This is a genomic window from Erwinia sp., assembly GCF_049696395.1.
Taxonomy (GTDB): Bacteria; Pseudomonadota; Gammaproteobacteria; order Enterobacterales; family Enterobacteriaceae; genus Erwinia.
The window spans coordinates 36,033-56,463 of the sequence record NZ_JBAVTT010000012.1 but is presented as its reverse complement, the minus strand read 5'-3'; the positions used below and the strand labels follow the sequence as shown (position 1 = coordinate 56,463).

At 53.9% G+C, this 20,431-nt stretch carries 19 protein-coding genes; 12 read left to right on the top strand and 7 right to left on the bottom strand.

Annotated elements, in window-relative coordinates:
• The 5 genes from WCC56_RS01835 to pspA all read right to left on the bottom strand — a co-directional run.
• Positions 1–437: YcjX family protein (locus WCC56_RS01835; protein WP_424690736.1), on the bottom strand; the 437-nt coding region annotated here is incomplete at its 3' end.
• Positions 438–500: 63 nt separating this feature from the next.
• Positions 501–737 (bottom strand): phage shock protein PspD, encoded by a 237-nt coding sequence (gene pspD, locus WCC56_RS01830; protein ID WP_424690735.1) that lies wholly within the window; start codon positions 735–737, stop codon positions 501–503.
• Positions 738–790: 53 nt separating this feature from the next.
• Positions 791–1,156: an envelope stress response membrane protein PspC gene (pspC, locus tag WCC56_RS01825; RefSeq protein WP_424690734.1), complete on the bottom strand. Its 366-nt coding sequence runs from the start codon at positions 1,154–1,156 to the stop codon at positions 791–793.
• Positions 1,153–1,380 (bottom strand): envelope stress response membrane protein PspB, encoded by a 228-nt coding sequence (gene pspB, locus WCC56_RS01820; protein WP_424690733.1) that lies wholly within the window; start codon positions 1,378–1,380, stop codon positions 1,153–1,155. Before pspB ends, pspC begins: the two co-directional genes overlap by 4 nt.
• A 72-nt stretch (positions 1,381–1,452) precedes the next feature.
• The gene (gene pspA / locus WCC56_RS01815) at positions 1,453–2,118 is read right to left on the bottom strand and encodes a phage shock protein PspA (protein ID WP_424690732.1); all 666 of its coding nucleotides are present in this window, start codon (positions 2,116–2,118) and stop codon (positions 1,453–1,455) included.
• 174 nt (positions 2,119–2,292) lie between these two features.
• Between pspA and pspF the strand changes: the two genes are divergently transcribed.
• From pspF to WCC56_RS01780, 7 genes are all read left to right on the top strand, one after another.
• Positions 2,293–3,288, top strand: a complete 996-nt coding sequence (gene pspF / locus WCC56_RS01810) for a phage shock protein operon transcriptional activator (RefSeq protein ID WP_424690731.1) — start codon at positions 2,293–2,295, stop codon at positions 3,286–3,288.
• 327 nt (positions 3,289–3,615) lie between these two features.
• Positions 3,616–5,238 (top strand): ABC transporter substrate-binding protein SapA, encoded by a 1,623-nt coding sequence (gene sapA / locus WCC56_RS01805; protein ID WP_424690730.1) that lies wholly within the window; start codon positions 3,616–3,618, stop codon positions 5,236–5,238.
• A 2-nt stretch (positions 5,239–5,240) separates the two neighbouring features.
• On the top strand, positions 5,241–6,206 hold the full coding sequence (gene sapB / locus WCC56_RS01800; RefSeq protein ID WP_424690729.1) for a putrescine export ABC transporter permease SapB: 966 nt from the start codon (positions 5,241–5,243) through the stop codon (positions 6,204–6,206).
• The gene (gene sapC / locus WCC56_RS01795; RefSeq protein ID WP_424690728.1) at positions 6,193–7,083 is read left to right on the top strand and encodes a putrescine export ABC transporter permease SapC; all 891 of its coding nucleotides are present in this window, start codon (positions 6,193–6,195) and stop codon (positions 7,081–7,083) included. The genes sapB and sapC overlap by 14 nt, the downstream gene beginning before the upstream one ends.
• On the top strand, positions 7,084–8,076 hold the full coding sequence (gene sapD / locus WCC56_RS01790) for a putrescine export ABC transporter ATP-binding protein SapD (RefSeq protein ID WP_424690727.1): 993 nt from the start codon (positions 7,084–7,086) through the stop codon (positions 8,074–8,076).
• Entirely contained in the window at positions 8,076–8,885 is an 810-nt protein-coding gene (sapF, locus tag WCC56_RS01785) for a putrescine export ABC transporter ATP-binding protein SapF (RefSeq protein WP_424690726.1), read from the top strand. The genes sapD and sapF overlap by 1 nt, the downstream gene beginning before the upstream one ends.
• A gap of 219 nt (positions 8,886–9,104) precedes the next feature.
• Positions 9,105–10,268 carry a CMD domain-containing protein gene (locus tag WCC56_RS01780; protein WP_424690725.1) on the top strand — a complete coding sequence of 388 codons (1,164 nt, stop codon included), beginning with the start codon at positions 9,105–9,107 and terminating at the stop codon, positions 10,266–10,268.
• Between the two features lie 13 nt (positions 10,269–10,281).
• Here WCC56_RS01780 and WCC56_RS01775 read toward each other — a convergent pair whose 3' ends face one another.
• On the bottom strand, positions 10,282–11,193 hold the full coding sequence (locus WCC56_RS01775) for a LysR family transcriptional regulator (protein WP_424690724.1): 912 nt from the start codon (positions 11,191–11,193) through the stop codon (positions 10,282–10,284).
• Positions 11,194–11,371: 178 nt separating this feature from the next.
• On the opposite strand from WCC56_RS01775, the gene WCC56_RS01770 reads away from it, so the two are divergent.
• A complete protein-coding gene (locus WCC56_RS01770; RefSeq protein ID WP_424690723.1) occupies positions 11,372–11,542 on the top strand; it encodes a hypothetical protein in 171 nt (56 codons plus the stop codon).
• A 55-nt stretch (positions 11,543–11,597) separates the two neighbouring features.
• On the opposite strand, the gene WCC56_RS01765 is transcribed toward WCC56_RS01770, so the two are convergent.
• Complete coding sequence (locus tag WCC56_RS01765; RefSeq protein WP_424690738.1) at positions 11,598–13,145, bottom strand: PTS transporter subunit EIIC; 1,548 nt, start codon at positions 13,143–13,145, stop codon at positions 11,598–11,600.
• A 286-nt stretch (positions 13,146–13,431) separates the two neighbouring features.
• Here WCC56_RS01765 and WCC56_RS01760 point away from each other — a divergent pair, with 286 nt between their 5' ends.
• The 4 genes from WCC56_RS01760 (at position 13,432) to WCC56_RS01745 (ending at position 20,325) form a co-directional block, all read left to right on the top strand.
• Positions 13,432–15,741: an FdhF/YdeP family oxidoreductase gene (locus WCC56_RS01760; RefSeq protein WP_424690722.1), complete on the top strand. Its 2,310-nt coding sequence runs from the start codon at positions 13,432–13,434 to the stop codon at positions 15,739–15,741.
• A gap of 116 nt (positions 15,742–15,857) precedes the next feature.
• Positions 15,858–17,798, top strand: coding sequence for an exoribonuclease II (locus WCC56_RS01755; protein ID WP_424690721.1), 1,941 nt, complete (start codon positions 15,858–15,860; stop codon positions 17,796–17,798).
• Between the two features lie 177 nt (positions 17,799–17,975).
• Positions 17,976–20,042 (top strand): carbon starvation CstA family protein, encoded by a 2,067-nt coding sequence (locus WCC56_RS01750; RefSeq protein ID WP_424690720.1) that lies wholly within the window; start codon positions 17,976–17,978, stop codon positions 20,040–20,042.
• Positions 20,035–20,325: a YbdD/YjiX family protein gene (locus WCC56_RS01745; protein ID WP_424690719.1), complete on the top strand. Its 291-nt coding sequence runs from the start codon at positions 20,035–20,037 to the stop codon at positions 20,323–20,325. Before WCC56_RS01750 ends, WCC56_RS01745 begins: the two co-directional genes overlap by 8 nt.
• The last annotated feature ends 106 nt before the right edge of the window (positions 20,326–20,431 follow it).

Here is a 20,431-nt window from a genome sequence, read left to right as displayed (position 1 = left end):
GCCAGCATCGGCAAATCCAGCAGCCATTCGCCGGGATAATCGACAATTTCCAGAAACAGGGTTGAGGTGTCTTTAAAATGCCGCAGCAAAGATTCCCTTGAGCGATAGCGAAGCGCCAGGCGCATTTCGCTAACGCCGCGAGTTGGCGTTGGCCAGTCAGGCGGCGAAGCGTAAAGCTGGGAAAGCCCTTCATCATAAGTAAAGCGCTGGATACCCATATCCCGCTGTGGAACGCGCTTCACGCCCAGCAGGCGCTCTTCGCGAACGGCGGAAAACATCGGCAGGCGAGCGCCAGAATTGACGTTAAGTAATTGATTGACCAGAGAGGTGATAAAAGCGGTTTTCCCGCTGCGGCTGAGGCCAGTGACAGCAAGGCGCAGGTGGCGATCCGCGCCCCGATTCACCAGCGACAGCAATTCATTTTGAAGTCGTTTCATTGTGGTGTCGGCACCTTTTATTGTTCTTTTTACTGCAGTCTTCGGGAAAGCAAGTGTAGCAAATTAAGGCAAGTTTTTAGATTTATTCCAGCGAGCTGAAGCGCCACGAACAGCCCGACGCAGCAACGGTTCCAGCGCCCAGGCGAGGAAGATTTTCAGCGGTCGGTGAGCAACAGATTTCACCGCCCAACCTGCCAGACCACCAGGTCCGTAAGTCAGCGCGCTGATCAGCACAAATTTGCCCACCCTCTTAAACGCGGGCGTAGCATTACTTTTCACAGCTGATTGCCAGTTACGCATACAGAACTCCTTAGAAAAAGAGAAAGGCCCGCGCACGAGCCCGCTCAGAGGGATTATAGCTGACGAAAACGGCTGCGGACGCTGAAGGTTTCGGAGGTAACATAACGCTCCATATTCCTCAGACTGGCTTCGCCGCTGTTCAGCTCCGAGCTCAATTGATCCAGCAACTGATGAGCCGTCGGCGCTTTTTCACCGTTTCTGTCCAGTTCATCCGGCATGTCGTCCAGCAGATAAGCCAGGCCGAAATAGGTGATCAGCGTGATAATGAACAGGCCGAAGAACATCGACAGCACCACAATCACCCGCACCAGACGAACCGGAATATCCAGATACTCTGCAACCCCGGCGCAAACCCCTTTCACCTTCCCTTTGGCAGGGATGCGATAAAGCTTCTTGCCTTTGATGCTTACGCCGCTCATGGCTGCCTCCAGTTCGGATGCTCTGCGTCCAGAATCTCTTCCAACGCCTGGACACGTTCACGCATCCGTTTAGCGTCCTGAGTCAACTGCTGCAAACGCTGCAGTTCACTTTGCGACAGCTCAGCTCCGGTGTTCTGACGGTTGCTGTAATGCAGCCATAACCAGATGGGCGCCACAAACAACACGAAGATTGTCAGGGGTATGGCCAGAAATAACGCGCTCATTCATTCTCCTTGAAATATCGACCTGAACATTTTCAGGAACGGGCATCAGGCCTGCGATGCCGGGCACAGGCATTACTCACTGCGGTTCATTTTGGCTTTTAACGCGGCCAGTTGCTCGCTGATTTCATCATCGGCATGCAGATCAGCAAATTCCTGATCCAGCGTTTTCTTCTTACCGAAGCTCTGGCTTTCCGCTTCAGCTTCCATATGGTCGATGCGGCGTTCGAAAGATTCGAAACGGGCCATCGCTTCATCAATTTTACCGCTGTCCAGCTGACGACGAACGTCACGGGAAGAAGAAGCAGCCTGATGACGTAAAGTCAGCGCCTGCTGGCGAGCACGGGTTTCGCTGAGTTTTTTCTCTAACTCTCCAATCTCGCCTTTCATCCGGGTCAGCGTCTCTTCTACCTGCTCTGCTTCACGTTTCAGTGAAACGATCAGATCGGTCAACTTCTGTTTTTCGATCAGCGCAGCACGGGCCAGGTCGTCTTTTTCCTTGCGCAGCGCCAGCTCCGCTTTGTCCTGCCATTCAGTCTGCTGCGCTTCAGCCTGGTCGATGCGGCGAACCAGCTGTTTCTTTTCTGCCAACGCACGGGCGGAGGTCGAACGCACTTCTACTAACGTGTCTTCCATTTCCTGAATCATCAGGCGTACCAGCTTTTGCGGATCCTCTGCTTTCTCCAGCAGCGAATTGATATTGGCGTTCACGATATCGGCAAAGCGAGAAAAAATACCCATAATCAAAGTCCTCGGTTGTGTCTTGTTGAATGTGCGCAGCAAAGTGCGGCTACGGTAAGGACTATTCAATTCGCGTGCCAACTTTTATCTTATTGATTTATGGGCGTTCTCAGGGTTTACAGCCTGTCATTGATTGGTTAATGTGGTGTAAATAACTAACATCTGGTGAATTTCATGAGCGAAAATAACGACACCTTGCTGGGCGAGTCCAATAACTTCCTGGAAGTGCTTGAACAGGTTTCCCGACTTGCGCCGTTGAACAAGCCAGTGTTAGTGATTGGCGAGCGCGGAACCGGGAAAGAACTGATCGCCAGCCGTCTTCATTATCTGTCCGATCGCTGGCAGGGCCCGTTTATTTCGCTTAACTGCGCCGCTCTGAATGAAAACCTGCTCGATTCTGAGCTGTTTGGCCACGAAGCCGGCGCGTTTACCGGTGCCCAGAAACGCCATCTTGGGCGTTTTGAACGTGCCGATGGCGGAACCCTGTTTCTGGATGAGCTGGCCACGGCGCCAATGCTGGTGCAGGAAAAACTGCTGCGGGTGATTGAATACGGGCATTTAGAGCGTGTTGGTGGCAGTCAGCCGCTTCAGGTTAGCGTGCGGCTGGTTTGTGCGACTAACGACGATCTGCCGCTGCTGGCGCAGGAGGGAAAGTTCCGTGCCGACCTGCTCGATCGCCTGGCCTTTGACGTAGTACAGCTTCCCCCGCTGCGCGAGCGCCGCAGCGATATCCTGGTGATGGCAGAACATTTTGCCATCCAGATGTGCCGCGAGCTTGGCCTGCCGCTGTTCCCCGGTTTTACCGCTTCTGCAAGAAAGATGCTGCTGGAGTACGGCTGGCCGGGTAATGTGCGCGAACTAAAGAATGTGGTTGAACGATCGGTTTACCGCCACAGCGAGATCGATCAGCAGCTGGACAGCATTATCATCAACCCTTTCAAACCAAAAGAGTCCCGGATTGACAAGGCAGAAGAAACTCAGGCCGATGCCCTTCCCAATCTGCCGTTAGATTTGCGCCGTTGGCAGACCCGGCAGGAGAAAGATCTGCTGGAGAAGAGTCTGGCTTCGTCCCGCTTCAACCAACGTCGGGCTGCAGAATTACTGGGCGTCACCTATCACCAGCTGCGGGCAATGATGAAAAAGCACGGGATCAATGTCGATAACGTGTGAAGCTGTCATCAGCCAAAAAAAAAGCCCGCTCTAGGCGGGCTAAAAAATACTGGAAGCAATGTGAGCAATGTCGTGCTCTTCTTCGGTAGAGCCACCGTCGAAGCGCAGGGGAATAATAATCATTCTCAGTATCTACTGTAAAGCACTTTGTTGAGAATATTTCTCATTACCATAGCAATACTGGGCGTATTCTGAACAACCCTGACCAGACTGTGGAAACCTTATTGCCCCTTTTAGCCTGAAAAAGCGCCAGTTACCCCGGCAAACTTTGGGGCAGACCAGAGAGTGCGGTACACTCTGACTATTGCCTGATATTTCAGATGACTTATGCGCACATTATTCTCCACGCTTCTGCTGGGGCTGAGCCTGTTCAGTGCCTCAACCTGGTCCGCTTCGCCCGGCGATATTCGTCAGAGCGGTTTTGTCTATTGCGTTAACGGCGCAGTCACTACCTTCAATCCGCAGATGGCCAGCGGAGGGTTAGTGGTTGATACGCTGGCTGCACAGCTCTATGACCGCCTGCTGGATGTTGACCCTTATACCTACCGGCTGATCCCGGAACTGGCGGAAAGCTGGGAAGTATTGGATAACGGCGCCACTTACCGTTTCCACCTGCGTCATAATGTCCATTTCCAGAAAACGGCCTGGTTTACCCCTACCCGTACGCTGAATGCCGATGATGTGGTGTTTAGCTTCCAGCGTGTCTTTGATCGTCAGTCTCAGTGGCATAACGTCAACGGCGGCAGCTACCCCTATTTCGACAGTCTGCAATTTTCCGATGCGGTGCAGAGCGTTAAGAAGCTGGATAAAGACACGGTGGAAATTCGCCTGCACAATCCTGATGCCTCTTTCCTCTGGCACATTGCCACCCACTACGCGCCGGTGCTTTCGGCAGAATATGCCGACAAGCTGACTGAAGAAGATCGTCAGGAGCAGATGGATCGCCAGCCGGTTGGCACCGGCCCATTTATGTTAAGCAGTTATCGCACCGGACAATACATTCGCCTGGCGCGTAATCCAGACTACTGGAAAGGCCTGCCGCGTATGCCGCAAGTGGTGATTGATATGGGCGCTGGCGGCACTGGCCGGCTTTCCAAACTGTTGACCGGCGAGTGTGACGTGCTGGCCTATCCGGCGGCTTCTCAGATTTCAATCCTGCGCGATGATCCCCGCCTGCGCCTGACGCTTCGTCCAGGGATGAACATTGCCTATCTGGCCTTTAATACCCGTAAAGCCCCGTTGGACCGCGTTGAAGTTCGCCAGGCACTGGCGCTGGCGATCAATAATGAACGCCTGATGGAATCCATCTATTACGGCACCGCCGAAACAGCGGCCTCCATTCTGCCCCGAGCTTCCTGGGCTTATGATAACGAAGCCAAGGTCACTGAATACAATCCGCAGAAAGCCAGAGAGCAGCTGAAAGCGCTGGGCGTGACCGATCTTAATCTGAATTTATGGGTGCCTTCAACGTCCCAATCCTGGAACCCAAGCCCGTTAAAAACGGCGGAGTTGATTCAGGCCGATCTGGCGCAAATTGGGGTCACGGTAACGATAGTGCCTGTCGAAGGCCGGTTCCAGGAAGCCCGGCTGATGCAGATGAATCATGACCTGACGCTGACCGGCTGGTCTACCGACAGCAACGACCCCGACAGTTTCTTCCGCCCACTGTTAAGCTGCGCGGCGATTGGCTCACAGACCAACTATGCTCACTGGTGTGACCCGGCCTTTGATGAGGTGCTGCATAAGGCGTTGCTTTCTCAGCAACTGGCCTCGCGCATTGATTATTATGATCAGGCACAAAGAATGCTCGCGCAGTCGCTGCCGGTACTGCCTCTGGCGTATTCTCTGCGTCTGCAGGCCTATCGCCACGATATTCAGGGCCTGGTCTTGAGCCCGTTTGGTAACGCTTCGTTCGCAGGCGTGCACCGTGACAAAGGCGAGGAAAAGTAACCATGGTGATTTACACGCTGCGTCGTCTGGTGCTGTGGCTGGTTACCCTCTTTATGCTGACGCTGGTGGGCTTCAGCCTTAGCTACTTCACGCCGCATGCCCCTTTGCAAGGAGCCTCGCTCTACGACGCCTTTTTCTTCTGGTACAAAGGTCTGCTCCAGCTGGATTTTGGCGTTTCCAGCATTAATGGTGAGCCGATTGGACAGCAGATCCGTGAGGTGTTTCCTGCCACGCTGGAGCTGTGCATTATGGCTTTCGCGCTGGCGATGGTGATTGGTATCCCGATGGGGATTGCGGCTGGCGTGATGCGCAATAAATGGCAGGATAAAACCATCAGCGCCCTGGCGTTGCTGGGTTTTTCCATGCCGGTGTTCTGGCTGGCGCTGTTGCTGACGCTGTTCTTCTCACTGAATCTTGGCTGGCTGCCGGTTTCTGGCCGGTTCGACCTGCTTTATCCGGTGAAGAACGTCACCGGTTTCGCCCTGATTGATGCCTGGATCAGCCCTTCTCCGTGGCGACATGAGATGTTGATCAGTGCGCTGACTCACCTGATTTTGCCGGTGACTGCGCTTGCCGTGGCACCCACCACTGAGGTGGTTCGTCTGCTGCGCATCAGTACGCGCGAAGTGATGGAGCAAAACTACATTAAAGCGGCTGCCACCAGAGGACTTTCACGGCTGACGATTATTCGCCGCCATGTGTTGCACAATGCGCTGCCACCCGTCATCCCAAGATTGGCTCTGCAATTTTCCACCATGTTAACGCTGGCGATGATCACCGAAGTGGTGTTCAGCTGGCCAGGCCTTGGCCGCTTCCTGGTGGATGCCATCCGCCAGCAGGACTATGCAGCGATTTCCGCTGGGGTAATGATAGTTGGCGGTCTGGTGATCACCGTGAACGTGTTGGCCGATATTCTGGGTGCCGCTTTGACGCCGCTTAAGCATAAGGAATGGTATGCCGTCCGATAATATTTATGCCGAAGAGCGGCTACCGAGCACGCTGCGTAATGCCTGGCGCCTGTTTTATCATGACACCAGCGCGATGGTTGGATTCTATGCCTTTATCGCGCTGCTGCTGGTTTGCATCTTTGGTCGCCTGCTGGCACCTTACGGACTGGATCAGCAATTTCTGGGGTATCAACTGCTGCCGCCTTCCTGGTCGCGCTATGGCGATGTCTCGTTCTTCCTGGGAACCGATGATTTAGGCCGCGATATTCTCAGCCGCCTGATTAGCGGCGCGGCTCCGACCGTCGGGTCTGCGATTCTGGTCACGTTTTTCGCGGCGGTTTGTGCCATGGTTTTAGGCGTGCTGGCGGGACTGACCAAAGGCTTACGCTCAGCGATCATGAACCACATTCTGGATACGCTGCTCTCTCTGCCTTCACTGCTGTTAGCGATTATCGTGGTGGCATTTCTTGGGCCGCGTCTGGAGCATGCGCTGCTGGCCGTGTTTCTGGCGATCATTCCCCGGCTGGTTCGCGCCATTTACACCGCCGTGCATGACGAGTTGGAGAAAGACTATGTCATCGCAGCCAGGCTGGACGGTGCCAGTAGCCTGAATATTCTCTGGTATGCCATTTTGCCCAATATTCTGGCCCTGCTGGTGTCTGAATTTACCCGCGCCCTGTCGATGGCTATCCTGGATATTGCCGCGCTGGGCTTCCTGGACCTGGGTGCCCAGTTACCTTCCCCTGAATGGGGCGCAATGCTGGGCGATGCGCTGGAGCTGATTTACGTTGCGCCGTGGACGGTGATGCTGCCAGGCGGAGCCATCATGCTCAGCGTGTTGGTCGTTAACCTGTTGGGTGACGGCATTCGCCGGGCCATCGTTGCGGGAGTTGAATAGATGCCGCTGCTTGATATTCGTAATCTGACGATTGAATTTATGACCGCTGACGGCCCGGTGAAGGCCGTTGACCGGGTCAGCATTACGCTAACAGAAGGTGAAGTGCGCGGTCTGGTGGGTGAATCCGGCTCAGGCAAAAGCCTGATTGCGAAAGCTATTTGCGGCGTGACCAAAGATAACTGGCGCATAACCGCAGACCGGATGCGTTTTGATGATATCGATCTGCTGCATCTCTCCCCGCGCGAAAGGCGCAAAATCATCGGCCACAACGTCTCGATGATCTTCCAGGAGCCGCAGTCCTGTCTGGATCCTTCCGAGAGCGTAGGCCAGCAAATTGTGCAGGCTATTCCGGGCTGGACCTACAAGGGACGCTGGTATCAACGTTTCCGCTGGCGTCACCGCCGTGCAATAGAGTTATTGCACCGCGTCGGCATTAAGGATCATAAAGACATTATGGGCAGCTTTCCCTATGAGCTGACCGACGGGGAGTGCCAGAAAGTGATGATTGCCATTGCGCTGGCTAATCAGCCGCGTCTGTTGATTGCGGATGAACCCACAAATGCGATGGAACCGACCACTCAGGCACAAATTTTCCGCCTGCTGGCTCGTCTGAACCAGAACAACAACACCACCATTCTGCTGATCAGCCATGATTTGCAGATGCTCAGCCACTGGGCTGACCGAATTAACGTGATGTACTGCGGGCAGACGGTTGAGACTGCACCAAGTGAGGAGTTGATTGTCGCCCCGCATCATCCTTACACCCAGGCGCTGATCCGAGCGATGCCTGATTTTGGCGTTTCGCTCCCGCATAAAAGCCGACTGAACACCTTACCTGGCGCTATTCCTTCGCTCGAACACTTACCGATTGGTTGCCGCCTGGGCCCACGCTGCCCTTATGCACAGAAGAAATGCATTGAAACGCCAAGGCTGTCAGGCGCGAAGTCCCATCTGTTCGCCTGCCACTTCCCGCTTAACATGGAGAGTCAGTAATGGTTGAAACGCTGCTGGAAGTCCGCAATCTCAGCAAAACGTTCCGCTATCGCACCGGGCTGTTTCGTCGTCAACATGTTGAGGCGGTGAAAGAGGTCAGCTTTATGCTCAGGGAGCGGCAGACGCTGGCAATCATTGGGGAGAACGGTTCAGGGAAATCGACGCTGGCCAAAATGCTCAGCGGCATGATTGCGCCAAGCGCAGGCGACATTCTGATTGATGACCATCCGCTGGAATATGGTGATTATGGCTACCGTAGCCAGCGCATCAGAATGATTTTTCAGGATCCTTCCACGTCCCTCAATCCGCGCCAGCGCATCGGCCAGATTCTGGACTTCCCTCTTCGTCTGAATACAGAACTCACTGCCGAAGAGCGGGAAAAAAGGATCATCGCTACCCTGCGACAGGTCGGGCTGTTGCGTGATCATGCAGCTTACTATCCGCATATGCTTGCACCAGGCCAGAAACAACGTGTTGGCCTTGCCCGCGCGCTGATCCTGCAACCTAAGGTGATTATCGCTGATGAAGCGATGGCTTCGCTGGATATGTCGATGCGCTCGCAGCTGATCAATCTGATGCTCGAATTACAGGCTAAGCACGGGATTTCTTATATCTACGTCACCCAGCATCTGGGCATGATGAAGCATATCAGTGACCAGGTGATCGTTATGCATCAGGGCGAAGTGGTAGAACGAGGCAGCACGGCAGAGGTGTTGGCCTGTCCGCTGCACGATTTGACCAAACGCCTGATTAGCAGCCACTTTGGTGAAGCCCTGACGGCCGACGCCTGGCGTAAAGATCAGGCATAAATTCAGCTAAGCTCTGCCAGAATCGTGCGGAAAAAGCTGATTCTGGCACGGTTCATCCCCTTTCCCGCGCCGTTATACCATTCCGCTATGTGTTAGCACCGATCATTCTTTTGTACACCTGAGCGCTTGCGCGAGGATAGTCAGGCTCTTCAGGCCCGATGACGCGCTCTACCCTCTTTTTTGGTTCACCGGGCCGGTTAACTTGAAAAAGGAATGATCATGGAACAGCGCCGTTTTCCCGGCAACAGCCACTGGTATCATGAAACGCAGTCCACTCTAACGCCCCATGCTGCGCCGCTCTTTCCAGAAGCGGCTGAAATTGAAGACCGTTTTCTGCTTGGTCTGGCTCAACAGTATGACGAAGCGTTAGGGGCAACCCTAAAGCAGTGCCAGCCTGCAATGCTGGCCTCGAGGGATTTATATCAGTTGCTGTTACCCCAGCAGCTGACCACCAGCAAGACGCATACGCTGTCTATTTACGATCGTCTGAGCACCGCGCTAACGGTGGCTCAGGTGACCGGAATTCAACGGCTTTGTAATCACTATGCCGCGAGGCTGAATCCGCTTTCAGGGCCGGACTCATCCCGCGAGAGTAATCGTCGCCTGACCCAGATTACGGAATATGCCCGTCAGCTGGCGAGCCAGCCCACGTTAGTCGACAACGTGGCGCTATCCCGTCTTGATGAAGTTGGGCTAACGGCCCCGGATATAGTGACTTTCCATCAGCTGATTGGTTTTGTCAGTTATCAGGCGCGTATTGTGGCTGGGATGAATGCCCTGCTGGCTTTGCCGGTACGCTGGATCCCTGGCGTTACTCAGCCAGAAGACGCTGAGCCCGACTGTTTTGAGCATTTGACGGCATGGCGTCCTTTATTGCCGCCGGTTGAGTTGCGTTACGCTTCAGCCGGACAGCTGGAAGCACTGACCTGGTGCCAGCCGCAAGCGTTACTGCGTGACAGCGCCTGGCTGCTGGCCCACGACGATCAGGCTCTGTATGGCTGGGGATGTTTATTGAATGCTCAGCAGGAGACGATGGCAACTGAAGAAAGTCGCCTGGCGGCCGCTGTGAGTGCGCGGATCAATGGCAGTCCGCTGTGTTTCCAGCAGTTTGCTGATGAGTCACTGCGTGAGGCACTTCTTGAGAGCGTAGACCAGGCGCTGCAAGTAGCCTCCCCTGAGCAGAAAGCGGTGATCCACTGTGCGGCTCAGCTAACCCGTTCTCCGGAACGCTTCAGTGCAGCCCATTTGCAGCCGCTGAATGAAGCCGGTTTCACCGATAAAGCCGTGTTTAACATTGTGCAAAGCATCGCGTTGGCGGCCTGGAATAACCGACTGATGCAGGCATTAGGTTCAACAACGCCCCTGACGGATGCAGCCTCTTAGTATTGGGGCGGATTTACCTTCCGCCCTGTCCTTCGCTTAACCAGCGGCGAACCTCATCGAAAAAGTGCTGCGCCAGCGGCGTTGCCCGGCCAGGCTCGGCAATGACCACCGCAGCCTGGCGTGACATCGGCGCAATGTCCAGCTTACGGCTATGCAGGTCTGGGGTCATTTCAGGCAACAAATGTCCGCACGGCGAAATCAGACAACCCAGACCAACCTGAATCCCCTGCACCAGTTGAAAGACGGAGGTAGTTTCCAAAACTACTCGCAGCTTAATTTCTGCCTCGCGGAAATGCGTATCAAGATAGCGACGGAAATACCGGGTCTGCTCAGCCAGACAAAGTGGGATTTCAGCCAGATCGCTTAAAGCCAGCGGTATTTCTCCGATCAACTCGGGAAAATGCTGCGGATGGAACACCACTTCAACGCCGTCATCCCTTAAGGGTTCAGCCTGAAAATGCAGTTCGCGCAGGGTTGCCAGCTCGAAGAAGCCAATGCCAACGTCCACCGTGTGGCTGTTAAGCGCATCCAGCAGCTGGTCGGCGCTTAACACGGCAACCCGATAATCCAGATGAGGATAGCGGTCACTGATGCCCTTCAGCATCATCGGCAGTGAAATACTGCACTGCGGAACCACGCCAATGCGTAACGTACCTGTAACGCCGTGCTTGAGAGATTCCACTTCCAGCTTCAGTCCCTGATAAACAGAGACGATTTCACGCGCCCAGGAGAGCACTCTTTCCCCTTCCGCAGTGAAGCCATCAAAGTTATTGCTGCGGTTGATCAGCGAGAGACCGAGCTCTTTTTCCAGATTCTTCAGGCGCATCGACAGCGTAGGCTGGCTGACAAAACTGGCTTCAGCCGCACGCCCAAAGTGGCGCTCACGCTCAAGGTTGCACAGGTAAATGAGCTGCTTAATGTCCATAATTTCTATATTTCAACCGGTTAACAAAGACATCCTGCCGCAAGGCTGGCGGAAAGTGTTTAAACTTTTGGGGAAAACAGCGTTATCAGTTTGAATGAGTTAGCTATTTTCTGGAAGTTATCCTGAAGTCTACTACCCTTTACTCTCTTAACAAGATTTTTAAAACTGGGGAAGCAGAATGAAAAAATACGTTAGCGGTATCCTCATTGTGATGGCAATGACGGCATTATCAGGTTGCCAGCAAGACAGCAGCGCCGTGGGCAGCGATGGTCGCCCTCATGCGCCAAGTGGACAAGCCTCACCAGGCGGAACTCAAGGTTCCGGCCCAGTCGGTCAACCGCAATCCTGATCGTGACTGTCCACCATACCGGCCCTTACAGCCGGTATTTTTTTATCGGCAATACTCAGGCAACGCCCAGTGCTGTTTTCACCTCAAGGGCAATTTTTTCTACCTGCGGGCCATAAATGACCTGCACATCATGATCGCTCACCCGATTCACCCCGTTAGCCCCCGTCGACATAAGCGTTTGATCCACCACTTCCTTCATCTCTTTTACCCGAACGCGCAACCGGGTGAAGCAGCAATCGACGTCCTCTATATTGGCCTCGCCGCCCAGCCCACTGATGATCACCTGAGTACGTTGATCGGCAGAGACTTTTTGCGGCGCAGTTTCGGCTTCCTCTGACTCGCGGCCTGGGGTTTCTACCCGCATTCTGGTGATCACAAATTTGAAGCCATAATAGTAAACCGGCACATAGATCAGGCCGAGCACAATGCTCCACCACCACTGCGTTTTGCTACCACCGAGGATGCCGAAGACCACCAGATCAATCGCCCCGCCCTGAATGTTGCCAATCATCAGATGCAGTGCGGACATCAGCATAAATGAGAGCCCACTCAGCACCGCGTGGAACAGATACAGTACCGGCGAAACAAAGATAAAACAGAACTCCAGCGGCTCTGTGATCCCAGTGGTGAAGGAGGTTAACGCCCCGGCCAGCACCAGCGCTTTGACTCGTTGCTTATGCTCTGGCCTGGCCGTGTGGTACATCGCCAGTGCCGCTGCGGGCAAGCCAAACATCATCACCGGGATTTTACCCTGAGCCAGAAACTTAGTGGCATTCTGCACCGTTTCGTCAGGAATCGATCCTGGATGGGTTAAGGCAGTATTAAAGATATTCAGCGCACCGACTATCGTCTGGTTGTCTACAGTTGCCACCCCGCCGATCGGCGTAAAGCGCACCGTTTCATTCAATATATGATGCAGGCCCGTTGGAATTAACAAGCGCTCACTGGTGCCATAAAGGAATGCACCGTACTGACCGCTTTTGCCAATCAGCTCACCGACCCACGCAATCCCTGCACCAATCGTCGGCCAGATCATTGCCAGTAATACCCCAACCAGCGGCAGGACCAGTACCGTAATGATCGGCACCAGACGCCTGCCGCCGAAGAAGCTGATTGCCGTGGGCAGCTGCGTTGTGTAAAAACGGTTATGAATAACGACCGTCAAAAGCCCCGAAATGACCCCGCCCAGCACGCTCATGTTGTAAGTAAATATGCCCAACATCTGGATATATTCAGCCGACGTCATCATCGCCGCGGTCTGCGCCATGCCTTTTGCCTGCAGCGCTTCTGGCGTGGTGCTCGCCGCCGTTAGTCCCTGTGCCCCGAGCGTGGCGCTTACCCCAACATGCATCGCGATAAAGCCAATCACGGCAGCAAAAGCTGCGGTGGGTTTTTCTGCTTTTGCCAGGCCAATCGCGCTCGCTACAGCAAAAAACAAAGGGAGATTGGCAAACAGGGCTCCCGCCACTTTACGAATAAAACCAATGATTAATTGCGGAACATGCAGGCTGGCAAAGGCTTCGCCAGTAATCGCCGGATTCTGCATGGCGGCGGCCACGCCAAGGAAAATACCGGCGGCGGCAATCACCGAAATCGGCATCATCAGAGCCTTGCCGAACGCATGGACTTTGCTGGCAAATTCTTTCACAGGCACCTCTTCGTTACTGAAGAAAGAGTAATTATTAGCCTGCCCCGGCCGATAAGCCTGTTAAACGCACAACGTGTGAGGCGATTCTTTGATCGGCTTCACGCTTTTGCGATAAACAGTGCCTATCGCACCATTAAACCAATCAATTAGACAATTATTTTACCAGGTTGCAGACTAATCCCACAAAAGAAGCAATAGTTTCTTAACAACTCTAAAACAATTAAATCACCTGTGAAGCGCTATGAAATTTAAAACTGCAATTAAGCCCTATAAGGCTGCGGCTGGCGGTTGGGGATCTCTTGAGGCCACCACCCGCTTTGTCTTTGACAGCAAACAAGTTCTGAAAAACATGCGTAACCTGATGCGCATGAACAAAGCCAAAGGTTTTGACTGCCCGGGCTGCGCCTGGGGTGATGACAATAAAAGCACCTTCAGCTTTTGTGAGAACGGAGCAAAAGCCGTGACCTGGGAAGCGACACGCCGCTTTGTCGATGCCAGCTTCTTTGAGCAGTACAGTGTCTCTGCCCTGTATCAACAAAGTGACTACTTCCTTGAGTATCAGGGACGTCTGACCGAACCTTTGCGTTATAACCGCGAAACGGATCATTACGAGCCGATCGGCTGGGACGATGCCTTCAAACTGATCGCCACGCACATTAAGGCGATGGACAATCCGGATCAGATGGAGCTTTACACCTCTGGCCGTGCCAGTAATGAAGCCTCCTGGTTATATCAGCTGTTTGGCCGTATGAACGGCAGCAACAACTTCCCTGACTGCTCAAATATGTGTCATGAAGCCAGCGGTACTGGCCTGAAACGCAGTATTGGCGTGGGTAAAGGCACCATCCGCCTGGATGATTTTGATCATGCCGATGCGATCTTTGTCTTCGGCCAAAACCCTGGCACCAACCATCCCCGTATGTTGCATAGCCTGCGTCACGCGGCAGATCATGGCGCTAAAATCGTCACCTTCAACACCCTGCGCGAGCGCGGTCTGGAACGCTTTGCCGATCCACAAAAGCCTTTGGAAGTCGTTACCAGCAAAGCCGGCACCATCAGTTCAACGTATTACCAGCCGAATCTTGGTGGCGATATGGCCGCTATTCGTGGCATGGTCAAAGCCCTGTCTCAGTCTCATCACGAGCTGATCGCTGCCGGTGAGAAAGGCCTGTTTGATGAAGTGTTCATCAACGCCAAAACCGAAGGGATGGAGGATTATCTGGCGGTAGTTGAAGCCACTGAATGGCAGCAAATCGTGCAGCAGTCCGGCCTTAGTGAAGAGCAAATCCGCGAAGCGGCAGCCATTTACCAGAGTGCTGAACGGGTGATTTGTACCTGGGCGATGGGCATCACGCAGCATAAACACTCCGTGGATACCGTGCGCGAAATTACCAACCTGCAGCTGCTGTTTGGTCAGTTGGGTAAAAAAGGCGCTGGCCTTTGCCCGGTTCGCGGCCACAGTAACGTGCAGGGCAACCGCACCATGGGCATTGATGAAAAGCCTTCTAAAGCTTTCCTCGACAGCATGGCTGAACATTTCGGCTTTGAACCGCCACGCGGTATCGGTCATAACACCGTTGAAGCGCTGGAAGCGATGCTGCGTGATGAAATCAAAGTGCTGATTGCATTGGGTGGAAACCTGGCCGCTGCCGCGCCGGATAGCCCGCGCACTGAAGATGCGCTGCGCCGCTGCGGGCTTACGGTTCAAATCAGCACCAAGCTGAACCGCAGCCACCTTTGCCCTGGCGCGATCGATGCGCTGATCCTGCCAACAATTGGTCGTACAGAGCAGGATATTCAGGCTTCCGGGCCGCAGTTCATCACTGTTGAAGACTCCTTCAGTATGGTTCACGCCTCTGAAGGTGTTGGTAAACCTATTGCTGATACTCAGCGCTCTGAAACCGCCATTGTTGCAGGCATCGCCAATGCCGTGCTCGGTAATCAGAAGCTGGACTGGCTGGAACTGGCAGGGGATTACAATAAAATCCGCGATCATATCGCCGCGACTATTCCTGGCTTCACCGACTTTAATGAGAAGTGCGACATTAAAGGCGGTTTCTACCTGGGAAATGCCGCAGCGGAGTTCCGTTTCAATACCCTGAACAATAAAGCCCAGTTCAGCAGCGCCCGTTTACCGGACTCTTTATTCCCTCAGTTGGGCGATATTGACGTGCCGTTCACGCTGCAAACTCTGCGTTCTCACGATCAGTACAACACCACAATTTATGGCCTTGATGACCGTTACCGTGGCGTTTATGGCCAGCGTGAAGTGCTGTTCATGCATCCGGAAGATATGGCTAAACTGGGCTTCGCTGCCGGGGATGACGTGGATATCGAAACCCTGTGGAATGACGGCATTATCCGTAAAGTGTTCAACTTCAAGTTGGTCTCTTACAATATTCCAAAAGGTAACCTCGCCGCGTATTACCCTGAAACCAATCCGCTGGTTCCCCTTTCCAGCTTTGGTGACGGCAGCGGTACGCCAACCTCCAAATCGGTGCCGGTGAAAATCACCCTTTCCGAGGCGAAACCAGGCCTGCGTATCGCCTGAGTTAAGGGCATTTTCAGATGTAAACAAAGCCGGGTTTCCCGGCTTTTTACTTGCCGCGAAGCGGTTAATCGCGTAAAACTGTCTGCCGCTCTTAGGCCACGAAAACTGTTGAGATTATGTTCCAGGATAACCCGCTGCTCGCGCAGCTCAAAGAGAAACTCCACTCCCAGACGCCGCGTGTTGAAGGGGTAGTGAAAGGCACCGAGAAAGGCTTTGGCTTCCTGGAAGTCGATGCACAGAAAAGTTACTTTATTCCCCCGCCGTTCATGAAAAAAGTCATGCACGGCGATCGCGTTGTCGCCGTCCTGCAAACCGATAAAGATCGTGAAGTTGCCGATCCGGAAAAGCTGATCGAGCCTTTCCTGACCCGTTTTGTCGGCCGCGTCCAGCGCAAAGACGATCGCCTGTCGATCGTTCCCGATCACCCTCTGATGAAAGACGCTATTCAGTGCCGCGCTGACCGCAACGTCACGCATGATTTCCAGAATGGTGACTGGGCTGTGGCTGAAATGCGCCGCCATCCGCTGAAGGGTGACCGCACTTTCTACGCCGATCTGACCGCGTTCATCACCACAGCAGACGATCACCTCGCGCCGTGGTGGGTCACTCTTTCCCGTCATAATCTTGAGCGTGAAGCACCAGAAGCTAACGCCGGCGAAATGCTGGATGAGCAACTGGCGCGTGAAGACCTCACTGCGCTCGAATTCGTCACCATCGACAGCGCCAGCACCGAAGATATGGATGATGCGCTGTATGTGGAAGAAGCCGCTGACGGTGCGCTTCGCCTGACCATCGCCATCGCCGATCCTACGGCTTATGTGCCTGCAGGCAGCGAAATGGATGCGATTGCCGCAGAGCGCTCATTCACTAACTATCTGCCGGGCTTCAACATCCCGATGCTGCCGCGTCAGTTGTCTGATGATATCTGTTCACTGCGCCCTAACGAGCGCCGTCCGGTGCTGGCTTGCCGCGTTAACGTGGCGGCTGATGGCACGCTGAGTGAAGAGATTCACTTCTTTGCGGCGTGGATCGAGTCCAAAGCCAAACTGGCTTACGATAACGTCTCCGACTGGCTGGAAAGCAACGAAGCAAGTGAGTGGCAGCCTGAGAACGACGCCATTGCCGGTCAGATCCGTCTGCTGCATCGCCTTTGCCTGGCCCGTAGCGAATGGCGTCAGACCCATGCGCTGGTGTTCAAAGACCGCCCTGACTTCCGCTTCCTGCTGGGTGAGAAAGGCGAAGTGCTGGATATTATTGCCGAGCATCGCCGCATCGCTAACCGCATTGTGGAAGAAGCGATGATCACCGCCAACATCTGTGCAGGCACCGTTCTGCGCGAGAAACTGGGCTTCGGCATCTATAACATCCACCTTGGTTTTGATGCCGAGAAAGCTGAACTGGCGGCCACCATGCTGGAAAACCACGGCTTGAAAGTGGATCCGCTGGCGATTGCTACGCTGTCAGGTTTCCGCGAACTGCGTCGCGAGCTGGATTCTCAGCCTACCCAGTTCCTGGACAGCCGTATCCGTCGTTTCCAGTCATTTGCAGAAGTCAGCACAGAGCCAGGCCCGCACTTCGGTTTGGGTCTTGAGGCCTACGCTACCTGGACTTCACCGATCCGTAAGTACGGCGACATGATCAACCATCGCCTGCTGAAAGCGATGATCAAAGGTGAAGAAACCGCCCGTCCAAACGCTGACATTACGGTGAAGATGGGCGAACGTCGCCGTCAAAACCGTATGGCTGAGCGTGACGTCGGCGACTGGTTATACTCCCGATTCCTGCAGAGCGCTGCCGGAACCGATGAGCGTTTCGGGGCTGAAGTCATCGACGTTTCGCGTGGCGGTATGCGTGTACGTCTGACGGCTAACGGTGCAGTTGCCTTTATCCCTGCGCCGTTTATTCACGCCGTGCGTGATGAGCTGGTCTGCAGTCAGGAAAATGGCACCGTACAAATCAAAGGTGAAGTGGTTTACCGCGTTACCGATCTGATCGAAGTGACCATTGCTGAAGTCCGTATGGAAAACCGCAGCGTAGTGGCACGCCCGGTAGCTTAACGGCTAATCAGGCGGGATAGCGCAAGTTATTCCGCCTGCTCTCTCATCGCCCACTCTCCGAAAGAAAAAAAGCTTCTCGCCTCACACTTCTCCCCACCTTCGCTTTCATTAACAAACAATTACATTACTTTAAGTTCTTGTTCAGACCTTCTTATGGATCCTGCAAGGAGTATTGTGATGAAAAACGTCAAAACGGTCGTCACCTGGTCAGCGGTGGCGTTAGTCGGTGCCGGGGCGTTTGCCATGTTGGCGCTCAGCCGCGGCGAACATGTTAATGCATTGTGGTTAGTGGTGGCGTCGATAGCTTGCTACAGCATTGCTTATCGTTTTTACAGCCTGTTTATTGCTAAAAATATCTTTGAATTAGACGATCGCCGGCGTACACCAGCGGAACGCAACAATGACGGTCTGGACTATGTGCCCACCAATAAATGGGTGCTGTTCGGCCACCACTTCGCCGCGATTGCCGGTGCTGGCCCATTGGTTGGGCCGATACTTGCCGCGCAAATGGGCTTTCTTCCCGGCACAATCTGGATCCTGGTCGGTGTGATGATGGCCGGTGCCGTTCAGGACTTCCTGATCCTCTTTATCTCTACCCGAAGAGATGGCCGATCGCTCGGAGAGATGGCCAAGCAGGAACTCGGTGCGTTTGCCGGTGTGGTCACCATGCTCGGTGCGCTGGGCGTGATGATCATTATCCTCTCAGCACTGGCTTTGGTCGTGGTAAAAGCCCTGGCAAACAGTCCCTGGGGAATGTTCACCATTGCCGCAACCATCCCGATTGCGCTGTTTATGGGCGTTTATATGCGCTTTATCCGCCCAGGGAAAATTGCTGAAGTCTCCCTGATCGGTTTTGTGTTGATGATGGCGGCGATCATTTATGGTGGCGATATCGCTCAGCATCCCTACTGGGGCCCCTTCTTCACGTTGAAAGGAACCACGCTGACTTGGGTGTTGGTGGTGTATGGGTTTATTGCTTCTGTCCTGCCGGTCTGGCTGCTGCTGGCCCCGCGTGATTATCTGTCTACTTTCCTGAAAATTGGTGTTATTGCCGGTCTGGCGGTGGGGATCCTCTTCGCGATGCCAGAAATGAAAATGCCCGCCGTCACCCGTTTTATCGACGGTAGCGGTCCGGTGTTTTCCGGCGCCCTGTTCCCGTTCCTCTTTATCACCATCGCCTGTGGTGCTATCTCTGGCTTCCATGCGCTGGTCTCCAGCGGCACCACACCAAAACTGATTGAACGTGAAAGCCATATTCGCTTTATCGGTTACGGGGCGATGCTGATGGAGTCTTTCGTGGCCATTATGGCGCTGATTTGTGCCTCGGTGATTGAACCTGGCGTCTACTTCGCGATGAACTCGCCTGCTGCACTGATTGGCACCACGGTTGAAACCGCTTCTCAGGCCATTAACAGCTGGGGCTTTGTGGTGACGCCGGAAATGCTGACCGGCATCGCCAGAGACGTGGGCGAAACGACGATCCTTTCCCGTGCTGGCGGTGCGCCAACCTTCGCTGTGGGAATGGCGCATATCATTACCGAAGTGTTTAACAGCCGGGTGATGATGGCGTTCTGGTATCACTTCGCTATTTTATTTGAAGCGTTGTTTATTCTTACCGCGGTGGATGCCGGTACTCGTGCCTGTCGTTTTATGGTGCAAGATTTGGTCGGCGTTGTGGTGCCTTCACTGGCCAATAACCGCTCCTGGTTAGGCAATATGGCAGGCACGACCGTGGCGGTGGCTGGCTGGGGCTTCTTCGTCTATCAAGGCGTTGTCGACCCGTTGGGCGGAATTAATACGCTGTGGCCGCTGTTCGGGATCGGAAACCAGATGCTGGCGTCGATGGCGTTGATTCTGGGTACCGTGGTGCTGTTTAAAATGAAGAAACAGCGTTACGCCTGGGTGACCATTGTGCCGACAGTCTGGCTGTTTATCACCTCGATGACCGCTGGCTGGCAGAAAATTTTCCACGAAAAACCGAGCATTGGTTTTCTTGCTCAGGCCAATAAATTCTCAAAAGGGATTGATAACGGTGTGATCATTGCCCCGGCTAAAACCGTGGCTGATATGCAAACGATCGTTTTCAGCAATCAAATAAACGCCGCGCTGTGCGCCTTTTTTATGCTGGTGGCGGTCACTATGTTGATTTCAGCTTTCTTTGTGATCCGTCGTGCGCTTAACAGCCCCACGCCGACCACCAGGGAAACCGAAGTCTCCTTACGAAGTGAGGCACGTCATGTCTGATGCCATTTTCGCTGTCCCGAAACGACGTTCTCTGATCATTCACCGCTGCATTGCGCTGAATAGCACAAAATCACCAGAGAAATTAACGTTACGCCTACTAATGTCACGTCTGGCGCAAAGCTTCCGTCTGATGGTCGGCGTGCAGGATTACCCTACTTATCTTCGGCACATGAATCTGCAACATCCTCAGACTAAACCTATGACAGAGAAAGAATTTCATCGCTACTGTCTTGACGCCCGCTTCCCGAGTGAAGCTGGGAAGTTAGGCAAATGCCCCTGCTAATCCCCGCCCCCGATCGCCAGATCGGGGCCGTTTCTTCTGCCCGTTAATTTCCGCCGGGAAAATATATCTGAGATACACCTTGAGATTCTACTGGTTGCCGAATACT

Coding starts and splice junctions, on each gene's coding strand:
- sapD (WP_424690727.1), top strand. CDS start 7,084: ATGCCGCTGCTTGATATTCGTAATCTGACGATTGAATTTATGACCGCT.
- WCC56_RS01760 (WP_424690722.1), top strand. CDS start 13,432: ATGAAATTTAAAACTGCAATTAAGCCCTATAAGGCTGCGGCTGGCGGT.
- pspA (WP_424690732.1), bottom strand. CDS start 2,118: ATGGGTATTTTTTCTCGCTTTGCCGATATCGTGAACGCCAATATCAAT.
- WCC56_RS01780 (WP_424690725.1), top strand. CDS start 9,105: ATGGAACAGCGCCGTTTTCCCGGCAACAGCCACTGGTATCATGAAACG.
- sapB (WP_424690729.1), top strand. CDS start 5,241: ATGGTGATTTACACGCTGCGTCGTCTGGTGCTGTGGCTGGTTACCCTC.
- WCC56_RS01755 (WP_424690721.1), top strand. CDS start 15,858: ATGTTCCAGGATAACCCGCTGCTCGCGCAGCTCAAAGAGAAACTCCAC.
- WCC56_RS01765 (WP_424690738.1), bottom strand. CDS start 13,145: ATGATGCCGATTTCGGTGATTGCCGCCGCCGGTATTTTCCTTGGCGTG.
- WCC56_RS01745 (WP_424690719.1), top strand. CDS start 20,035: ATGTCTGATGCCATTTTCGCTGTCCCGAAACGACGTTCTCTGATCATT.
- pspD (WP_424690735.1), bottom strand. CDS start 737: ATGCGTAACTGGCAATCAGCTGTGAAAAGTAATGCTACGCCCGCGTTT.
- sapA (WP_424690730.1), top strand. CDS start 3,616: ATGCGCACATTATTCTCCACGCTTCTGCTGGGGCTGAGCCTGTTCAGT.
- pspC (WP_424690734.1), bottom strand. CDS start 1,156: ATGAGCGGCGTAAGCATCAAAGGCAAGAAGCTTTATCGCATCCCTGCC.
- WCC56_RS01775 (WP_424690724.1), bottom strand. CDS start 11,193: ATGGACATTAAGCAGCTCATTTACCTGTGCAACCTTGAGCGTGAGCGC.
- sapC (WP_424690728.1), top strand. CDS start 6,193: ATGCCGTCCGATAATATTTATGCCGAAGAGCGGCTACCGAGCACGCTG.
- WCC56_RS01750 (WP_424690720.1), top strand. CDS start 17,976: ATGAAAAACGTCAAAACGGTCGTCACCTGGTCAGCGGTGGCGTTAGTC.
- WCC56_RS01770 (WP_424690723.1), top strand. CDS start 11,372: ATGAAAAAATACGTTAGCGGTATCCTCATTGTGATGGCAATGACGGCA.
- pspF (WP_424690731.1), top strand. CDS start 2,293: ATGAGCGAAAATAACGACACCTTGCTGGGCGAGTCCAATAACTTCCTG.
- sapF (WP_424690726.1), top strand. CDS start 8,076: ATGGTTGAAACGCTGCTGGAAGTCCGCAATCTCAGCAAAACGTTCCGC.
- pspB (WP_424690733.1), bottom strand. CDS start 1,380: ATGAGCGCGTTATTTCTGGCCATACCCCTGACAATCTTCGTGTTGTTT.